Raw genomic sequence first — 17,216 nt, forward strand, 5'->3', positions numbered from 1 at the left:
GGGCTTTATTATTATTTACATCGCAATAAAGTAAACGCCGTCTCTTCGCGCTATACCTGACTCTAAGTGCATTTCCAGCAGACGAGGTTGTAGTGTAGAATGCTGCGTTTTCGCACTGAAAAACGTCAGGCTAAGAACAGCGGCCTCCAGGAATTCGTAAGGCATAATTATTTAACTATATGAAGAACATACGTAACTTTTCGATCATTGCTCACATTGACCACGGTAAGTCGACGCTGTCTGACCGTATTATCCAGATTTGCGGTGGCCTGTCTGATCGTGAAATGGCAGCCCAGGTTCTGGACTCCATGGACCTGGAACGCGAACGCGGTATTACCATTAAAGCCCAGAGCGTGACGCTCGACTATAAGGCTTCCGATGGTGAAACCTACCAGCTGAACTTTATCGACACCCCTGGGCACGTTGACTTCTCTTATGAAGTGTCACGCTCGCTGGCGGCCTGCGAAGGCGCGCTGCTGGTGGTGGATGCCGGGCAGGGCGTAGAGGCCCAGACGCTGGCAAACTGCTATACCGCCATGGAAATGGATCTCGAAGTGGTGCCGGTTCTGAATAAAATCGACCTGCCAGCCGCCGATCCTGAGCGCGTAGCGGAAGAAATTGAAGACATCGTCGGTATCGATGCGACCGATGCAGTGCGCTGCTCGGCAAAAACCGGCGTAGGTGTTCCGGATGTACTGGAACGTCTGGTGCGTGACATTCCGCCGCCGGAAGGTGACCCGGATGCGCCGCTCCAGGCGCTGATCATCGACTCCTGGTTTGATAACTACCTGGGCGTTGTCTCGCTGGTGCGTATTAAAAACGGCACCATGCGTAAAGGCGACAAAATCAAGGTCATGAGCACCGGGCAGGTCTACAACGCTGACCGTCTGGGCATCTTCACGCCAAAACAGGTTGACCGTACCGAACTGAAATGCGGCGAAGTGGGTTGGCTGGTCTGTGCAATTAAAGACATCCTCGGCGCGCCAGTGGGCGATACCCTGACCGGCGCACGTAACCCGGCAGATAAAGCGCTGCCAGGCTTCAAAAAGGTGAAACCGCAGGTTTATGCGGGTCTGTTCCCGGTCAGCTCTGACGATTACGAAAACTTCCGCGATGCGCTCGGAAAGCTGAGCCTCAATGATGCTTCCCTGTTCTATGAGCCAGAAAGCTCAACGGCGCTGGGCTTCGGCTTCCGCTGTGGCTTCCTCGGTCTGCTGCACATGGAGATCATTCAGGAACGTCTGGAGCGTGAATACGATCTGGATCTGATCACCACCGCCCCGACGGTTGTCTACGAAGTAGAAACCACGTCGAAAGAGGTCATCTACGTCGACAGCCCTTCCAAGCTCCCGCCGCTGAATAATATTCAGGAACTGCGCGAGCCTATCGCAGAGTGTCACATGCTGCTGCCGCAGGAGTTCCTCGGTAACGTGATCACCCTGTGTATTGAGAAGCGTGGCGTGCAGACCAACATGGTGTACCACGGTAACCAGGTGGCGCTGACCTATGAAATTCCGATGGCGGAAGTGGTGCTCGACTTCTTCGACCGTCTGAAGTCTACCTCCCGTGGCTATGCGTCACTGGACTACAACTTCAAACGCTTCCAGGCCTCCAACATGGTTCGCGTAGACGTGCTGATCAACGGCGAGCGTGTTGATGCCCTGGCGCTGATCACCCACAACGATAACGCACCGTACCGTGGTCGTGAGCTGGTTGAGAAGATGAAAGAGCTGATCCCGCGTCAGCAGTTTGACATTGCGATTCAGGCGGCCATTGGTAACCACATCATTGCCCGTTCAACCGTGAAGCAGCTGCGTAAAAACGTTCTGGCTAAGTGCTACGGCGGCGACGTCAGCCGTAAGAAAAAGCTGTTGCAGAAGCAGAAAGAAGGTAAGAAGCGTATGAAGCAGGTCGGTAACGTTGAGCTGCCGCAGGAAGCATTCCTTGCCATCCTTCATGTTGGTAAAGACGGAAACGGTAAATAACCTTAAGGAGTTGGCATGGCGAACATGTTTGCCCTGATCCTGGTCATCGCTACCCTGGTAACAGGTCTGTTATGGTGCCTGGATAAGTTTATCTTCGCCCCAAAACGCCGTGAACGTCAGGCTGCCGCGCAGGCTGCCGCGGGCGATACGCTGGACGCGAAAACCCTGAAAAAAGTCGGCCCAAAACCGGGCTGGCTGGAAACAGGGGCATCGGTCTTCCCGGTGCTGGCGATTGTGCTGGTGGTGCGTTCATTTATCTATGAACCGTTCCAGATCCCGTCAGGATCGATGATGCCAACGCTGCTGATCGGTGATTTCATTCTGGTTGAGAAGTTTGCCTATGGCATCAAAGATCCGATCTACCAGAAAACGCTGATCGAAACGGGTCATCCGAAACGTGGCGACATTGTGGTGTTTAAATATCCGGAAGATCCACGGCTGGATTATATTAAACGCGCGGTAGGTCTGCCGGGCGATAAAGTAACCTACGATCCGATAGCGAAGGAAGTGAGGATTCAGCCAGGCTGTAGCTCTGGAACTGCATGTGAAAATGCGCTGCCAGTCACTTACTCCAACGTTGAGCCAGGTGATTTTGTGCAGACCTTCGCCCGCCGTAATGGCGGTGAAGCGACCAGCGGATTCTTCCAGGTGCCAAAAGGTGAAACCAAAGAGAACGGTATTCGTCTGGTTGAACGCAAAGAGACGCTGGGCGATGTCACTCACCGCATTCTGACCGTGCCAATCGCACAGGACCAGCTGGCAATGTACTACCAGCAGCCAGGCCAGCAGCTGGCGACCTGGATTGTGCCGCCGGGACACTACTTCATGATGGGTGACAACCGCGATAACTCTGCGGACAGCCGTTACTGGGGCTTTGTGCCGGAAGCGAATCTGGTCGGTAAAGCAACCGCTATCTGGATGAGTTTCGAGAAGCAGGAAGGCGAGTGGCCGACCGGCGTTCGCCTGAATCGTATTGGCGGAATTCATTAATTTTCGTCAAAAATAACACGTAGCGGCTTTTATTCGCCGCTACGTGAATTATTTCAGCGATAAATCTCTTTGAACTAACGACATCCCCTGTCGTTGCGTATAGAATATTCCCCCGAAGTTTAAGGTTGGCCCTGCAAGGGTGCCACGGCACACGAAACCGCGTTGGTTTTCTCAGGTCGGTTTCGTGTGCTGCATTTTTGACGCATTCATTTATTGGTATCGCATGAACCCCATCGTAATTAATCGGCTTCAACGGAAGCTGGGCTACACTTTTCATCATCAGGAGTTGTTGCAACAGGCATTAACCCATCGCAGTGCCAGCAGCAAACATAATGAGCGTCTCGAGTTTTTGGGCGACTCTATTTTAAGTTTCGTGATTGCAAATGCGCTTTATCATCGTTTTCCGCGTGTGGACGAAGGTGATATGAGCCGCATGCGCGCCACGCTGGTGCGCGGCAACACCCTCGCTGAAATCGCACGCGAGTTCGAGCTGGGTGAGTGTCTGCGTCTGGGGCCGGGTGAGCTGAAAAGTGGTGGGTTCCGTCGTGAATCCATTCTTGCCGATACGGTCGAGGCATTAATCGGTGGCGTGTTCCTGGACAGCGATATCCAGACCGTAGAAAAGCTGATCCTGAACTGGTATCAGACCCGTCTGGACGAAATCAGCCCGGGCGATAAACAAAAAGATCCGAAAACGCGTCTGCAAGAATATTTGCAGGGTCGTCACCTCCCGCTGCCATCCTATCTGGTGGTGCAGGTACGTGGCGAAGCGCACGATCAGGAATTTACCATCCATTGCCAGGTCAGTGGCCTGAGTGAACCGGTGGTCGGCACGGGTTCAAGCCGTCGTAAGGCTGAACAGGCTGCCGCCGAACAGGCGTTAAAAATGCTGGAGCTGGAATGAGCGAAGAAAAAACGTATTGCGGATTTATTGCCATCGTCGGACGTCCGAACGTTGGCAAATCCACCCTGTTGAATAATCTGCTTGGACAGAAGATTTCCATTACCTCGCGTAAGGCGCAGACCACGCGTCACCGCATCGTTGGTATCCATACTGAAGGCGCGTATCAGGCGATCTACGTCGATACCCCGGGCCTGCACATGGAAGAGAAGCGTGCCATCAACCGTCTGATGAACAAGGCGGCGAGCAGCTCCATTGGCGACGTAGAGCTGGTGATTTTCGTTGTGGAAGGCACCCGCTGGACGCCGGACGACGAAATGGTCCTGAACAAGCTGCGTGACGGCAAAACGCCGGTGATCCTCGCGGTCAATAAAGTGGACAACGTGCAGGAAAAAGCCGATCTGCTGCCGCATCTGCAATGGCTGGGCAGCCAGATGAACTTCCTGGACATCGTCCCGCTGTCTGCGGAAACGGGTCTGAACGTCGATACCATCGCGGGCATCGTGCGTAAACATCTGCCGGAAGCGGCTCATCACTTCCCGGAAGACTACATCACCGATCGCTCTCAGCGTTTTATGGCGTCTGAAATCATCCGTGAGAAGCTGATGCGTTTCCTGGGCGCTGAACTGCCGTACTCTGTGACGGTGGAGATCGAGCGTTTCCAGAGCAACGAGCGTGGCGGCTACGATATTAACGGTCTGATCCTCGTTGAGCGTGAAGGTCAGAAGAAGATGGTGATCGGCAATAAAGGTGCCAAGATCAAAACTATCGGAATCGAAGCCCGTAAAGACATGATGGACATGTTTGAAGCACCGGTTCACCTGGAACTGTGGGTGAAAGTGAAATCTGGCTGGGCCGATGATGAGCGTGCGCTGCGCAGCCTCGGTTACGGCGAAGATCAGTAACCTAAGACGACGAGCATATGGATGGATGGCAGCGCGCCTTTGTCCTGCATAGTCGTCCCTGGAGCGAAACCAGCCTGATGCTGGACGTCTTCACGGAAGAGTCCGGTCGCGTGCGCCTTGTTGCCAAAGGCGCACGTTCCAGACGTTCTAATCTGAAAGGTGCCTTGCAGCCTTTCACCCCGCTGCTGGTCCGCTTTGGCGGGCGAGGGGAAGTCAAAACCCTGCGCAGTGCTGAAGCCGTCTCCCTGGCGCTTCCTCTTTCTGGTATCACGCTCTACAGCGGTTTGTATGTCAACGAACTCATTTCACGGGTTCTTGAACATGAGACCCGCTTCTCTGAACTTTTCTTTGATTACCTGCACTGTATTCAGGCACTTGCTGGCGCAACCGGCACCCCTGAGCCTGTGCTGCGTCGTTTCGAACTGGCGCTGCTCGGGCACCTTGGTTACGGCGTTGATTTTCTGCACTGTGCGGGAAGCGGAGACGAGGTAGAAGACACCATGACCTACCGCTATCGTGAGGAAAAGGGCTTTATTGCCAGTGTCGTCGTCGATAACAGCACTTTTACCGGGCGCCAGCTCAGAGCACTGTATGAACGCGAGTTCCCGGACGCCGACACCCTGCGTGCGGCAAAACGCTTTACCCGAATCGCGCTCAAGCCGTATCTTGGGGGCAAACCTTTAAAGAGCCGCGAATTATTCAGGCAGTTTATGCCGAAACGCTAATGTTTTACCCCTCACCCCAGCCCTCTCCCGGAGGGAGAGGGAGAAGGTAAATGACCAAAAATACCGAGGATTGTCATGGCTGAATTACTGTTAGGCGTCAATATCGATCACATCGCCACGTTACGTAATGCACGCGGTACCGCGTATCCCGATCCGGTTCAGGCGGCATTTATCGCTGAGCAGGCTGGCGCCGACGGCATTACCGTCCACCTGCGTGAAGATCGTCGCCACATCACTGACCGCGACGTGCGCATCTTGCGTCAGACGCTGGATACCCGCATGAACCTCGAGATGGCGGTGACAGAAGAGATGCTGGCGATTGCCTGCGAGACCAAACCGCATTTCTGCTGCCTGGTGCCGGAAAAGCGTCAGGAAGTGACCACCGAAGGCGGTCTCGATGTGGCCGGGCAGCTCGACAAAATGCGCGATGCCTGCAAACGCCTGGCGGATGCCGGTATCCTGGTATCTTTATTTATCGACGCTGATTTCACCCAGATTAAAGCCGCTGCCGACGTGGGTGCGCCGTATATTGAAATTCACACCGGCTGCTATGCCGATGCCGAAAACGACGCAGCGCAGGCGAAAGAGCTGGAGCGAATCGCCAAAGCGGCAACCTACGCCGCGAGCCTGGGACTGAAGGTGAACGCCGGTCACGGCCTGACCTATCACAACGTAAAAGCCATTGCTGCCCTGCCGGAAATGCATGAGCTGAACATTGGCCACGCCATTATTGGTCGTGCGGTGATGAGTGGCCTGAAAGAGGCGGTGTCCGAGATGAAGCGCCTGATGCTGGAAGCGCGTCAGTAATGGCTATTCTGGGCTTAGGCACCGACATCGTCGAAATAGCCCGCATTGAAGCGGTGATCGCCCGCAGCGGCGATCGCCTCGCAAGACGCGTGCTGAGCGATAACGAATGGGCTATCTGGGAGGCGCATCAACAGCCGGTGCGCTTTCTGGCAAAGCGCTTCGCGGTAAAAGAGGCGGCGGCGAAAGCGTTCGGCACGGGCATTCGTAACGGCCTGGCGTTTAACCAGTTTGAAGTGTTTAACGATGAGCTGGGTAAGCCACGTCTGCGTTTATGGGGCGAGGCGCTTAAGCTGGCGGAAAAGCTGGGCGTGGCGCACATGCACGTAACGCTTGCAGATGAACGCCACTATGCCTGTGCGACGGTGATTATTGAGAGTTAAATTTTGTCCGCATGGTGCATCAGGACAAACTTATCCCACAACTGTTCTTCGTTCTCGACGTGTGCCGGATCTTTTAAGATCGTATTGGGAATTGGACACACCTTCTGGCAGGTCGGCGTTTCATAGTGGCCGATGCATTCGGTGCAGCGGTCGCTGTTAATCTCATAAATGCTGTCGCCCATCGAAATCGCCTGGTTCGGGCATTCGGGTTCGCACATATCGCAGTTGATGCATTTTTTGGTGATTAACAGCGCCATCAGGAAATTCTCAGAAACATCACAAACAGGGCGGGCATTATACGCTCATTCGTTGTTCAAACCAGTTTTTTTACCAGCTCTTCGCTGTGCCGAATACGTTCTGGCGCACGCTCCAGATCCTGCTGAACCAGCGCCATAAACAACAGGTCCGTCAGCATCATCTGCGCACTCGTCGACGAAATCGCCGCGCTGCGAGTGGCCTGTTCCTCGGCAATGGTATACAGGCAGCGGGTTGCCCGTTGCTGGAGCGCATTCGGGCTAAATCCGGTAATCGCCAGAATTTTTCCCCCTACGCGCAGGGCTTCGTCAGTGGCCATATTAATTTCACGTCGCTCGCCGGAATAGGAGATGGCCAGCAGTAAATCGTCAGGATCCATGGCCTGCACGGTCGCCAGCAGCGCGTGCATATCCTGTTCAACGATGGCGTTATAGCCGATTTTTGTCAGCTTCCAGCCAAAGTTACGCGCAACCAGTCCGGAGGCGCCGATCCCGGTCAACACAATGCGCCGCGCGTCGCGAAGCATGGCTACGCTTTCCAGCAGCTTCTCTTCCGTGTTCACATCCAGCGTGGCATGCATTGCCGCCACGTTCTCCTTGATCAGCTTTTCGCCCACCAGACGCATCGGATCGTCGCCACGGATCTGGTTATGCACCGGCATTGACTGCGGATTCGGGTTGCTCACCAGTGCTTCACTGATCGCCAGCTTTAGCGCCGGAAAGCCCTTATAGCCTATTTTCTGGGCGAATTTCACCACGCTCGACTGGCTTACCCCGGCTTCGCCTGCCAGCTGCTGGGAGCTGAGGTGTCGCGCGCGATCGGGCTGAGAAAGTAAAAAATCCGCCAGCTTTTTATCACTCTGGGCAAACCCTGCGTAGCGCTGACGAATACGAATTAAACAGTTCATACGGTCTCCTGGCGAAAATGTGATTACCCGCGCAAATACGAATTTTGCTCGCCTGAATGAATTTTATATTCCATTATAGTGCGTTTATTATGAATTAAAAATTCCAGAGGTAAATAACATGAATCTTGGCTCTCTTGTTTCTGAAACGCGTAACCCGCAAACCATGGATCTTGATGCACTGTCCACGCTGGAGCTGGTAAACCGCTTTAATCAACAGGATACCCTCGTCGCGCTGGCAGTCAAAGAGACATTGCCTGAGGTAGCAAAAGCCGTAGACGCCGCTGCCGGCGCTCTGAAAGCAGGAGGACGCATTATTTATATGGGAGCGGGAACCAGCGGGCGCCTCGGTGTGCTGGATGCCTCAGAATGTCCGCCGACTTTTGGCGTTCCGCACGGGCTGGTCGTTGGCCTGATTGCCGGTGGCCCCGGCGCGCTGCTGAAAGCGGTAGAAGGGGCAGAAGACAATAAACAGCTTGGTGAAGATGATCTCAGGGCGCTGAACCTGACCGCGAGGGATCTGGTGGTCGGCCTGGCGGCTTCTGGTCGTACGCCGTACGTCATTGGTGGACTGGAATATGCCAGACAGACCGGGTGCACCACAGTGGCCATCTCCTGTAACCCGGGCTCGCCGATTGCGCAGGTGGCCGCCATTGCCATCTCTCCGGTCGTCGGGCCGGAAGCGCTCACCGGCTCCACACGGCTGAAGTCGGGTACCGCGCAGAAGCTGGTGCTCAATATGATCTCCACCGGCGCGATGGTGAAATTTGGCAAGGTCTACCAAAACCTGATGGTGGATATGCAGGCCACTAACATCAAGCTGGTGGACAGAGCGTGTCGCATGGTGATGGAAGCGACAGGCGCCAGTCGTGAAGAGGCGGAAAAGGTGCTTCAGCAGACCGATCACGATGTAAAACCCGCCATTCTGATGATATTAACCGGGCTGGATGCAGCCGCGGCCAGAGCCAGACTCGAAGCCCATCACGGGTTTTTACGGGCGGCATTAGAACACCAATAAGAGGCGTGTATGGACAAAACAGCAGCGCTCGCCAGCGACATCCTGCTCGGGATCGGTGGGGAAAAAAATATTCAGCGTCTTGAGAACTGTATGACGCGTGTTCGCGTCGAGGTGCATAACGACGAACAGCTTGATTTGACGCGCCTTAAGCAGCTTCCCGGCGTGAGCGGGTACGTTAAGCAGGGGCAACAGCACCAGTTGATTGTCGGTCCGGGCAAAGCGGCGCAGGTGGTAGATGCCATGCGCGCCCTGATGACGTGCGGTGAAACGGCTCCCGCCTTTGACGATGCGGAACGCACCAAAGCGCAGGCGAAAGCCAAATACAAAGCCCCTATGAGCGATGCGCTGCGCCAACTGGCTAACGTCTTTATTCCGCTGATCCCGGCGTTTATCGCGTCGGGGCTGATCACCGGGATTATCAATATTCTTAAGCGTCCGGATATTGTCGGGGATTTTGCCACGCAGTATCCGAACCTGCTGGGTATTCTGGCGATTTTCGGCAGCGCGGTGTTTGCCATCATGAACATTCTGGTGGGGGTGAACACGGCCAAAGTGTTTGGCGGCTCGCTGGCGATGGGCGGCGTTATGGCGGGTATCCTCTCCAGCCCGCAGCTGGCGCAGATTACGCTGTTTGGCGAGGCGCTTCAGCCTGGCCGCGGCGGGGTGATTGCCGTGCTGCTGGTGGTCATTCTGATGTGCTGGATCGAGAAAAAGCTGCGCGCGGTGCTGCCAGGCTCGATTGAGCTGATCCTCAACCCGCTGCTGACCACATTGATTACCGGGAGCGTGGCGATTGTGGCGCTGCAACCGTTAGGCGGCGCCATCTCTGAAGCCATCGCCCACGGCGCGTCTCTGGCTATCGATCGCGGTGGGTTATTGGTGGGGGCTGTGCTGTCCGGAACCTTCCTGCCGTTAGTGCTGACCGGTTTGCATCAGGGGCTAGTGCCGATTCATGTCGAACTGGTACAGGCGCACGGCTATAACGCCCTGCTGCCGATCCTGTCGATGGCGGGCGTTGGGCAGGTCGGCGCGGCCATCGCGGTGCTGATGAAAACCCGCAACGCACGTCTGAAAAAGGTCATTAAAGGGGCGTTGCCGGTCGGGTTGCTCGGTATCGGCGAGCCGCTGATTTTCGGCGTTACGCTGCCGCTGGGCAAGCCGTTCCTGGCCGCCTGTCTCGGTGGCGCGGTGGGCGGGGCGTTGATTAGCTACTGGAAAGTGGCGACCGTTATCACCTTCGGGATTTCCGGTTTACCGCTGGCATTAACCATCGTGACCGGAAAAGTGATGCTCTATCTGTTAGGCTATCTGGTAGCGGTGATCGCCGGGTTCCTGTTTACCTGGCTATTAGGATTCAACGACCCAGAGGAGTAAGGTTTGGCAAATCACGAGCGTCGCGTTGTCTTTTTTGATCTGGATGGAACGCTGCATCAGCAGGATATGTTCGGCACCTTTATGCGCTATCTGCTGCGGCGCCAGCCCCTTAACGCGTTGCTGGTATTGCCCCTTTTACCCGTTATTGGCATCGCGCTACTGGTGAAAGGCCGTTCAGCGCGCTGGCCGATGAGCCTGCTGCTCTGGGGATGCACGTTTGGTCATAGCGAAGCGCGTCTTAAGCAGCTTGAACAGGATTTTGCCCACTGGTTTCGCGGGCACGTCGCCGCGTTTCCCGTGGTCCAGGCGCGCCTGACCAGCTATCTCGACGCCAACGATGCCGATATCTGGCTGATTACCGGCTCCCCGCAGACGCTGGTAGAGCAGGTCTATTATGATACGCCCTGGCTGCCGCGCGTAAACCTTATCGCCACGCAGATCGCGCGCGGCTACGGCGGCTGGGTGCTTACCCTGCGCTGCCTCGGACATGAAAAAGTGGTGCAGCTGGAGAAACGCATCGGTACGCCGCTGCGTCTGTACAGCGGCTACAGCGACAGCAAGCAGGACAACCCGCTTCTCTATTTTTGTCAGCACCGCTGGCGCGTCACCCCTCTGGGCGAACTTCAGCAACTCGAATAGTCTTATCTGTACCGGCTGTGTATAATGCCGCCCGCTTTTCGACTGGAGTATCAGCCCTTGTCCAACCCTGAACACAATCATGAATACTGGATGCGCCACGCGCTGGCGCTGGCTCAGCGCGCCTGGGAAGAGGGCGAAGTTCCCGTGGGCGCGGTGCTGGTCCATAACAATCAGGTAATTGGTGAAGGGTGGAACCGTCCGATTGGCCGTCACGATCCTACCGCGCATGCTGAAATTATGGCGCTGCGTCAGGGCGGACTGGTGCTGCAAAACTATCGTCTGCTTGATACCACCCTGTACGTCACCCTTGAACCGTGCGTGATGTGCTCCGGGGCGATGGTGCATAGCCGAATCGGTACGCTGGTGTTTGGCGCGCGGGATGAAAAAACGGGCGCTGCTGGTTCACTGATGGACGTGCTTGGGCATCCGGGGATGAACCACCAGGTGAAAACTATCGGCGGGGTACTTGCACAAGAATGTTCGGGTCTGTTAAGTGACTTTTTTCGAATGCGTCGGCTGCAGAAAAAGCAACAAAAGGCAGAATTGAAACCGCAGGGTGATTAAGCTCGTCCGGTGCGACCACCGGATAGCTTTCAGCCAGCTGTTGCGCCTCGGCCGCCTCTTTTTCTTTCTCCAGCAGATATCCCACCAGGCTTATCTGATACTTACGAATATTTTCCACGTAGGCATACGCTTCATGCCCGCGCGCATAGCCGTACGTCAGCTTCTGGTACCACTGTTTCTGGCTAAGCAGCGGCAGGCGCTGTTTTACATCTGACCAGCTGTCCGGGTTACCTTTGGTTTTTGCCGTCAGCGTCCGCGCGTCGAGCATATGGGCATAACCCATGTTATAGGCGGCCAGCGCAAACCAGATCCGCTCCCCTTCAGGAACCGTCTCCGGCACTTTCGCCATCATATCCTGTAAATATTGCGCGCCGCCGCTGATGCTCTGTTCCGCATCGGTTCGATCGCTAATGCCGAGGCTCTGCGCGGTATTTTTGGTCAGCATCATCAACCCGCGCACGCCCGTGGGGGAGGTGGCCTGAGCATCCCAGTGCGATTCCTGGTAGGAAATTGCCGCCAGTAACTTCCAGTCAATCTCCTGAGCGTACTTCTCGAACAGCGGTTGCAGGTCCGGCAGCACGCTATCCACCGCGCGCAGGAAGGAGCGGGTGTCAACGTAATCAAAATCGTCACCGTGACCGAGATATTTCTCTTCCAGACGCGCCAGGGTGCCGTCTTCATTGATGGAATTAAAGAAATCGAGCATAGCCGCAGAGACGGTTTGATCGTCATCTAACTGGGTAAACCAGGTTACCGGCTGTTCATCGGTCACATCCAGCGCCACGGCGATTTCAGGATGAACGCGCTGGAAAAGGCTGATCGCCACCGAATCAGCAATGGTATAGGCCAGCTTTTTATCTTTTACCTGCTCCAGCAATTCGGTAGTGCCGAGTTTAGGATCGACCGTCCAGCTGAGGTTCGGGTATTTTTTCTCTTTCAACGCCCGCAGATCGTCAATCACCACATGGCCCGGCGCAATGGTCAATTGCTGGTCGGTAATGTCGGCCAGTGAGCGCGGGCGCAAGCTACCCACACGATAAACCACCTGCTGCGACACAGAGTAATAGGTCGGGCCCGGCTGATAATTTTTGCTGCGTTCGCTGTTGTACACCAGACCTGCGGCGAGAATATCGGCACGGTCATGGTCTAAATCATCAAACAGCTGGTTGATGTTCTGCCGCACGGTGACTTTAAGCTTCACGCCCAGATAGTCCGCAAACAGCTGTGCCAGTTCGTAATCAAGACCAATGGTTTTACCGTTGATATCGTCGTATATAAGCGGAGAGGAGAGGGTACTGACGCGCAACTCCCCCCGCTCCTGAATAGCGGCGATACGGTTTTCGGCTTTGCCGAACCAGGGGATAGACGGCCAGAGGGCCACTGCCAGCAGCAACGTAACAATGCCGATGAGCAGATAATTAATCTTTAATTTTTTCAATTAGTTAATTCTCTGCGACGCCGGTTGCCTCAGTGTGCTGTAGTCATGTTAAGAGTAGAGTTTGCCATTGATTGAGCGGCATTTTGCGCAAAGTAGCGCCAGTTGGCAACCAATTAGAGAGACAGGTCACATCTATTGTTAAACAAAAAGGATGATTTTATTTCGACGCAAACGGTTTCGTCGGCGCTCAGGATTCTCTATAATGACGCCCGTTTTCCCCCCTTGCGCACACTGTAAGCGCCCCGGCGCTTCGAAGACGAGAGACTTATGATGGAAATTCTGCGTGGTTCGCCTGCACTGTCTGCCTTCCGTATTAATAAACTGCTGGCACGTTTTCAGGCGGCCGACCTTCCGGTAAGCAATATTTACGCTGAGTATGTCCATTTTGCTGACCTGAATGCCCCCCTGAATGCAGAGGAGCGCGTACAGCTGGAACGTCTGCTTAAATATGGCCCAAGCCTGAGCAGCCATACGCCGACCGGCAAATTAATCCTCGCCACGCCACGTCCTGGCACCATCTCCCCCTGGTCTTCCAAAGCCACCGACATCGCTCACAACTGCGGCCTGAGCCAGATTAACCGTCTGGAGCGCGGCGTGGCGTACTATGTGGAAGCGTCAACCCTGAGCGACGCGCAGTGGCAGGCCGTCACAGCGGAGCTGCACGACCGCATGATGGAGAGCGTGTTTGACTCTCTGGATGATGCGCAGAAACTGTTCTCCCACCATCAGCCTGCGCCGGTACAGAGCGTGGATCTGCTGGGGCAGGGGCGTCAGGCGCTGATCGACGCAAACCTGCGTCTTGGTCTGGCGCTCGCAGAAGATGAAATCGACTACCTTCAGGATGCATTCGTTAAGCTGAATCGCAACCCGAACGACATCGAACTGTATATGTTCGCGCAGGCCAACTCCGAGCACTGCCGCCACAAAATTTTCAACGCCGACTGGATTATCGACGGCGAACAGCAGCCGAAGTCGCTGTTCAAAATGATCAAAAACACCATGGAGCAAACCCCTGACCACGTGCTGTCTGCCTATAAAGACAACGCCGCGGTGATGGAAGGTTCCGAGGTGGGCCGCTTCTTCGCCGACCGCGAAGCAGGGCGCTATGACTTCCACCAGGAGCCTGCGCATATCCTGATGAAAGTGGAAACCCACAACCACCCGACGGCCATCTCTCCGTGGCCGGGTGCGGCGACCGGCTCCGGCGGTGAAATCCGTGACGAAGGTGCGACCGGTCGCGGCGCGAAACCAAAAGCGGGTCTGGTCGGTTTCTCCGTTTCCAACCTGCGTATTCCGGGCTTTGAACAGCCGTGGGAAGAAGATTTCGGCAAGCCAGAGCGCATTGTGACCGCGCTGGATATCATGACCGAAGGCCCGCTGGGCGGCGCGGCGTTCAACAATGAATTTGGTCGTCCGGCGCTGAACGGTTACTTCCGTACCTACGAAGAGAAAGTGGACAGCCACAACGGCGAAGAGCTGCGCGGCTACCACAAACCCATCATGCTGGCGGGCGGGATCGGCAACATTCGCGCCGATCACGTGCAAAAAGGTGAGATCGTCGTGGGCGCGAAGCTGATCGTGCTCGGCGGCCCGGCAATGAACATTGGTCTGGGCGGTGGTGCAGCCTCGTCTATGGCTTCCGGCCAGTCTGATGCGGATCTCGACTTCGCGTCCGTGCAGCGCGACAACCCGGAAATGGAGCGCCGCTGTCAGGAAGTGATCGACCGCTGCTGGCAGCTCGGCGATGCCAACCCGATTCTGTTTATCCACGACGTGGGCGCGGGTGGGCTCTCTAACGCCATGCCTGAGCTGGTGAGCGACGGCGGTCGCGGCGGGCGCTTCAACCTGCGCGATATCCTGAGCGATGAGCCAGGCATGAGCCCGCTGGAAATCTGGTGTAACGAATCCCAGGAGCGCTACGTGCTGGCTGTTGCTGCCGATCAGCTGCCGCTGTTTGACGAGCTGTGCCGCCGCGAGCGCGCGCCGTATGCCGTCATCGGTGAAGCGACCGAAGAGCAGCACCTGACTCTCAGTGATACCCATTTCGACAACCAGCCGATCGATCTGCCGCTCGACGTGCTTCTCGGCAAAACGCCGAAGATGACCCGCGACGTTACAACCCGCAAAGCGGCGGGTAAAGCGCTGGATCGTCAGGGCATTATTGTGGCGGAAGCGGTTAACCGCGTGCTGCACCTGCCTGCGGTGGCGGAGAAAACCTTCCTGGTCACCATCGGCGACCGTACCGTGACCGGTATGGTGTCACGCGATCAGATGGTCGGCCCGTGGCAGATCCCGGTCGCTAACTGCGCCGTGACCACCGCGAGCCTCGACAGCTACTACGGCGAAGCGATGGCGCTGGGTGAACGCACCCCGGTGGCTCTGCTGGACTTCGCCGCTTCTGCCCGTCTGGCGGTCGGTGAAGCGCTGACCAATATCGCCGCGACGCAGATTGGCGACATCAAACGCATCAAACTTTCCGCGAACTGGATGGCCGCTGCCGGTCACCCTGGCGAAGACGCGGGCTTGTATGAAGCGGTAAAAGCGGTGGGTGAAGAGCTGTGTCCTGCGCTCGGCCTGACCATTCCGGTGGGTAAAGACTCCATGTCGATGAAAACCCGCTGGCAGGAAGGCAGCGAGCAGCGCGAGATGACTTCGCCTCTGTCGCTGGTGATCACCGCGTTTGCGCGCGTGGAAGACGTGCGTCATACCGTTACGCCGCAGCTTTCCACTGAAGATAACGCCCTGCTGCTGATTGACCTCGGCAAAGGCCATAACGCGCTGGGTGCCACCGCGCTGGCACAGGTTTACCGCCAGCTCGGCGAAAAGCCAGCCGACGTGCGGGACGTCGCACAGTTGAAAGGCTTCTACGACGCAATTCAGGCGCTGGTGGCGCAGCGTAAGCTGCTTGCCTACCATGATCGTTCCGATGGCGGCCTGCTGGTGACGCTGGCAGAGATGGCCTTCACCGGCCACTGCGGCGTTGAAGCAAACATTGCAACGCTTGGCGAAGACCGCCTGGCGGCGCTGTTTAACGAAGAGCTTGGCGCGGTCATTCAGGTACGCGCCGCAGATCGCGACGCGGTGGAAGCGATTCTGGCGCAGCACGGTCTTGCAGACTGCGTGCACTATCTCGGTAAAGCGGTGCAGGGCGACCGCTTCGTGATTGAAGCCGACGGCCACCCGGTGTTCAGCGAAAGCCGCACCACGTTGCGTATGTGGTGGGCGGAAACCACCTGGCAGATGCAGCGCCTGCGTGACAACCCGGAATGTGCCGATCAGGAGCATAACGCGAAGGCGAACGACAACGATCCTGGCCTGAACGTGAAGCTCACCTTCGACATCAACGAAGACATTGCCGCGCCGTTCATTGCGACCGGTGCGCGTCCGAAAGTGGCCGTGCTGCGCGAGCAGGGCGTTAACTCCCACGTTGAGATGGCAGCGGCCTTCCACCGGGCGGGCTTTGACGCCATCGACGTCCACATGAGCGACCTGCTGGCAGGGCGTACCGGGCTGGATGATTTCCAGGCACTGGTAGCCTGCGGGGGGTTCTCCTACGGTGACGTGCTGGGCGCGGGCGAAGGCTGGGCGAAGTCCATCCTGTTCAACAGCCGCGTACGTGACGAGTTTGAAACCTTCTTCCACCGTCCGCAGACGCTGGCGCTGGGCGTGTGTAACGGCTGCCAGATGATGTCTAACCTGCGCGAGCTGATCCCGGGCAGCGAAGCCTGGCCGCGCTTTGTGCGTAACCAGTCTGACCGCTTTGAAGCGCGCTTCAGCCTGGTAGAAGTAACCCAAAGCCCGTCTCTGCTGTTGCAGGGGATGGTCGGTTCGCAGATGCCAATCGCGGTTTCGCACGGTGAAGGTCAGGTTGAAGTCCGTGATGCGGCGCACCTGGCTCAGCTTGAAAGCAAAGGACTGGTGGCGCTGCGCTTTGTTGATAACTTTGGCAAGGTCACCGAAACCTATCCGGCTAACCCGAACGGTTCGGCAAATGGCATTACCGCGGTCACCAGCGAAAGCGGTCGGGTGACGATTATGATGCCGCACCCGGAGCGTGTCTTCCGTACCGTGAGCAACTCCTGGCATCCGGAAAACTGGGGCGAGGACAGCCCGTGGATGCGCATTTTCCGCAACGCACGTAAACAACTAGGTTAAGTTTCTACGCCCTGACTGTAGGCCCGGTAAGCGCGAGCGCCACCGGGCTTTTTTGTCTCTGTCGCAAAATCGCGACAACTCTCTGGTCTGAGTGTCTCCAAAAGGAGACATTTAACCTGTTGATTTATATGCGGCAGGACAGGTTTCCGTTAAGGTGTTGCTTAATAGCGACACTT

The 17,216-nt window shown here is 56.4% G+C and carries 15 protein-coding genes; 12 read left to right on the top strand and 3 right to left on the bottom strand.

Going from position 1 to position 17,216, the window contains the following annotated elements; translation table 11 throughout:
- Window positions 1–179 precede the first annotated feature (179 nt).
- From lepA to acpS, 7 genes are all read left to right on the top strand, one after another.
- Entirely contained in the window at window positions 180–1,985 is a 1,806-nt protein-coding gene (gene lepA / locus ACOT1A_RS02690) for a translation elongation factor 4 (RefSeq protein WP_022649041.1), read from the top strand.
- 15 nt (window positions 1,986–2,000) lie between these two features.
- Window positions 2,001–2,975, top strand: coding sequence for a signal peptidase I (lepB, locus tag ACOT1A_RS02695; RefSeq protein ID WP_023306724.1), 975 nt, complete (start codon window positions 2,001–2,003; stop codon window positions 2,973–2,975).
- Between the two features lie 223 nt (window positions 2,976–3,198).
- On the top strand, window positions 3,199–3,879 hold the full coding sequence (rnc, locus tag ACOT1A_RS02700) for a ribonuclease III (protein WP_003860711.1): 681 nt from the start codon (window positions 3,199–3,201) through the stop codon (window positions 3,877–3,879).
- The gene (gene era, locus ACOT1A_RS02705; protein WP_023300735.1) at window positions 3,876–4,781 is read left to right on the top strand and encodes a GTPase Era; all 906 of its coding nucleotides are present in this window, start codon (window positions 3,876–3,878) and stop codon (window positions 4,779–4,781) included. Before rnc ends, era begins: the two co-directional genes overlap by 4 nt.
- A 17-nt stretch (window positions 4,782–4,798) precedes the next feature.
- On the top strand, window positions 4,799–5,506 hold the full coding sequence (gene recO, locus ACOT1A_RS02710) for a DNA repair protein RecO (RefSeq protein ID WP_015572142.1): 708 nt from the start codon (window positions 4,799–4,801) through the stop codon (window positions 5,504–5,506).
- Window positions 5,507–5,581: 75 nt separating this feature from the next.
- On the top strand, window positions 5,582–6,313 hold the full coding sequence (pdxJ, locus tag ACOT1A_RS02715; RefSeq protein WP_015572143.1) for a pyridoxine 5'-phosphate synthase: 732 nt from the start codon (window positions 5,582–5,584) through the stop codon (window positions 6,311–6,313).
- Entirely contained in the window at window positions 6,313–6,693 is a 381-nt protein-coding gene (gene acpS / locus ACOT1A_RS02720; RefSeq protein WP_015572144.1) for a holo-ACP synthase, read from the top strand. The genes pdxJ and acpS overlap by 1 nt, the downstream gene beginning before the upstream one ends.
- On the opposite strand, the gene ACOT1A_RS02725 is transcribed toward acpS, so the two are convergent.
- Entirely contained in the window at window positions 6,690–6,950 is a 261-nt protein-coding gene (locus tag ACOT1A_RS02725) for a YfhL family 4Fe-4S dicluster ferredoxin (RefSeq protein WP_023300734.1), read from the bottom strand. The two genes, acpS and ACOT1A_RS02725, sit on opposite strands and share 4 nt — an antisense overlap.
- Window positions 6,951–7,006: 56 nt before the next feature.
- Window positions 7,007–7,855 carry a MurR/RpiR family transcriptional regulator gene (locus tag ACOT1A_RS02730; protein WP_023300733.1) on the bottom strand — a complete coding sequence of 283 codons (849 nt, stop codon included), beginning with the start codon at window positions 7,853–7,855 and terminating at the stop codon, window positions 7,007–7,009.
- Between the two features lie 118 nt (window positions 7,856–7,973).
- Between ACOT1A_RS02730 and murQ the strand changes: the two genes are divergently transcribed.
- From murQ to tadA, 4 genes are read left to right on the top strand one after another with little or no spacing between them, the layout of a single operon-like run.
- Window positions 7,974–8,870, top strand: a complete 897-nt coding sequence (gene murQ / locus ACOT1A_RS02735) for an N-acetylmuramic acid 6-phosphate etherase (RefSeq protein WP_038416519.1) — start codon at window positions 7,974–7,976, stop codon at window positions 8,868–8,870.
- Between the two features lie 9 nt (window positions 8,871–8,879).
- The gene (locus tag ACOT1A_RS02740; protein ID WP_038416517.1) at window positions 8,880–10,244 is read left to right on the top strand and encodes a PTS transporter subunit EIIC; all 1,365 of its coding nucleotides are present in this window, start codon (window positions 8,880–8,882) and stop codon (window positions 10,242–10,244) included.
- A gap of 3 nt (window positions 10,245–10,247) precedes the next feature.
- Window positions 10,248–10,883: a phosphatidylglycerophosphatase C gene (gene yfhb, locus ACOT1A_RS02745; RefSeq protein ID WP_022649033.1), complete on the top strand. Its 636-nt coding sequence runs from the start codon at window positions 10,248–10,250 to the stop codon at window positions 10,881–10,883.
- A gap of 24 nt (window positions 10,884–10,907) precedes the next feature.
- Window positions 10,908–11,447: a tRNA adenosine(34) deaminase TadA gene (gene tadA, locus ACOT1A_RS02750; RefSeq protein ID WP_063853374.1), complete on the top strand. Its 540-nt coding sequence runs from the start codon at window positions 10,908–10,910 to the stop codon at window positions 11,445–11,447.
- On the opposite strand, the gene mltF is transcribed toward tadA, so the two are convergent.
- Window positions 11,335–12,885 carry a membrane-bound lytic murein transglycosylase MltF gene (gene mltF, locus ACOT1A_RS02755; protein WP_032623752.1) on the bottom strand — a complete coding sequence of 517 codons (1,551 nt, stop codon included), beginning with the start codon at window positions 12,883–12,885 and terminating at the stop codon, window positions 11,335–11,337. The two genes, tadA and mltF, sit on opposite strands and share 113 nt — an antisense overlap.
- Before the next feature lie 267 nt (window positions 12,886–13,152).
- Here mltF and purL point away from each other — a divergent pair, with 267 nt between their 5' ends.
- The gene (gene purL / locus ACOT1A_RS02760; RefSeq protein ID WP_276170123.1) at window positions 13,153–17,040 is read left to right on the top strand and encodes a phosphoribosylformylglycinamidine synthase; all 3,888 of its coding nucleotides are present in this window, start codon (window positions 13,153–13,155) and stop codon (window positions 17,038–17,040) included.
- The last annotated feature ends 176 nt before the right edge of the window (window positions 17,041–17,216 follow it).

The sequence above is a fragment of the Enterobacter cloacae complex sp. SYL003 genome, from assembly GCF_049236925.1.
Taxonomy (GTDB): domain Bacteria; phylum Pseudomonadota; class Gammaproteobacteria; order Enterobacterales; family Enterobacteriaceae; genus Enterobacter; species Enterobacter intestinihominis.

Excerpts from the sequence above, each read along its gene's own strand:
- murQ (WP_038416519.1), top strand. The coding sequence starts at position 7,974 with ATGAATCTTGGCTCTCTTGTTTCTGAAACGCGTAACCCGCAAACCATG.
- rnc (WP_003860711.1), top strand. The coding sequence starts at position 3,199 with ATGAACCCCATCGTAATTAATCGGCTTCAACGGAAGCTGGGCTACACT.
- era (WP_023300735.1), top strand. The coding sequence starts at position 3,876 with ATGAGCGAAGAAAAAACGTATTGCGGATTTATTGCCATCGTCGGACGT.
- lepB (WP_023306724.1), top strand. The coding sequence starts at position 2,001 with ATGGCGAACATGTTTGCCCTGATCCTGGTCATCGCTACCCTGGTAACA.
- recO (WP_015572142.1), top strand. The coding sequence starts at position 4,799 with ATGGATGGATGGCAGCGCGCCTTTGTCCTGCATAGTCGTCCCTGGAGC.
- lepA (WP_022649041.1), top strand. The coding sequence starts at position 180 with ATGAAGAACATACGTAACTTTTCGATCATTGCTCACATTGACCACGGT.
- pdxJ (WP_015572143.1), top strand. The coding sequence starts at position 5,582 with ATGGCTGAATTACTGTTAGGCGTCAATATCGATCACATCGCCACGTTA.
- ACOT1A_RS02730 (WP_023300733.1), bottom strand. The coding sequence starts at position 7,855 with ATGAACTGTTTAATTCGTATTCGTCAGCGCTACGCAGGGTTTGCCCAG.
- purL (WP_276170123.1), top strand. The coding sequence starts at position 13,153 with ATGATGGAAATTCTGCGTGGTTCGCCTGCACTGTCTGCCTTCCGTATT.
- ACOT1A_RS02725 (WP_023300734.1), bottom strand. The coding sequence starts at position 6,950 with ATGGCGCTGTTAATCACCAAAAAATGCATCAACTGCGATATGTGCGAA.
- ACOT1A_RS02740 (WP_038416517.1), top strand. The coding sequence starts at position 8,880 with ATGGACAAAACAGCAGCGCTCGCCAGCGACATCCTGCTCGGGATCGGT.
- acpS (WP_015572144.1), top strand. The coding sequence starts at position 6,313 with ATGGCTATTCTGGGCTTAGGCACCGACATCGTCGAAATAGCCCGCATT.
- tadA (WP_063853374.1), top strand. The coding sequence starts at position 10,908 with ATGCCGCCCGCTTTTCGACTGGAGTATCAGCCCTTGTCCAACCCTGAA.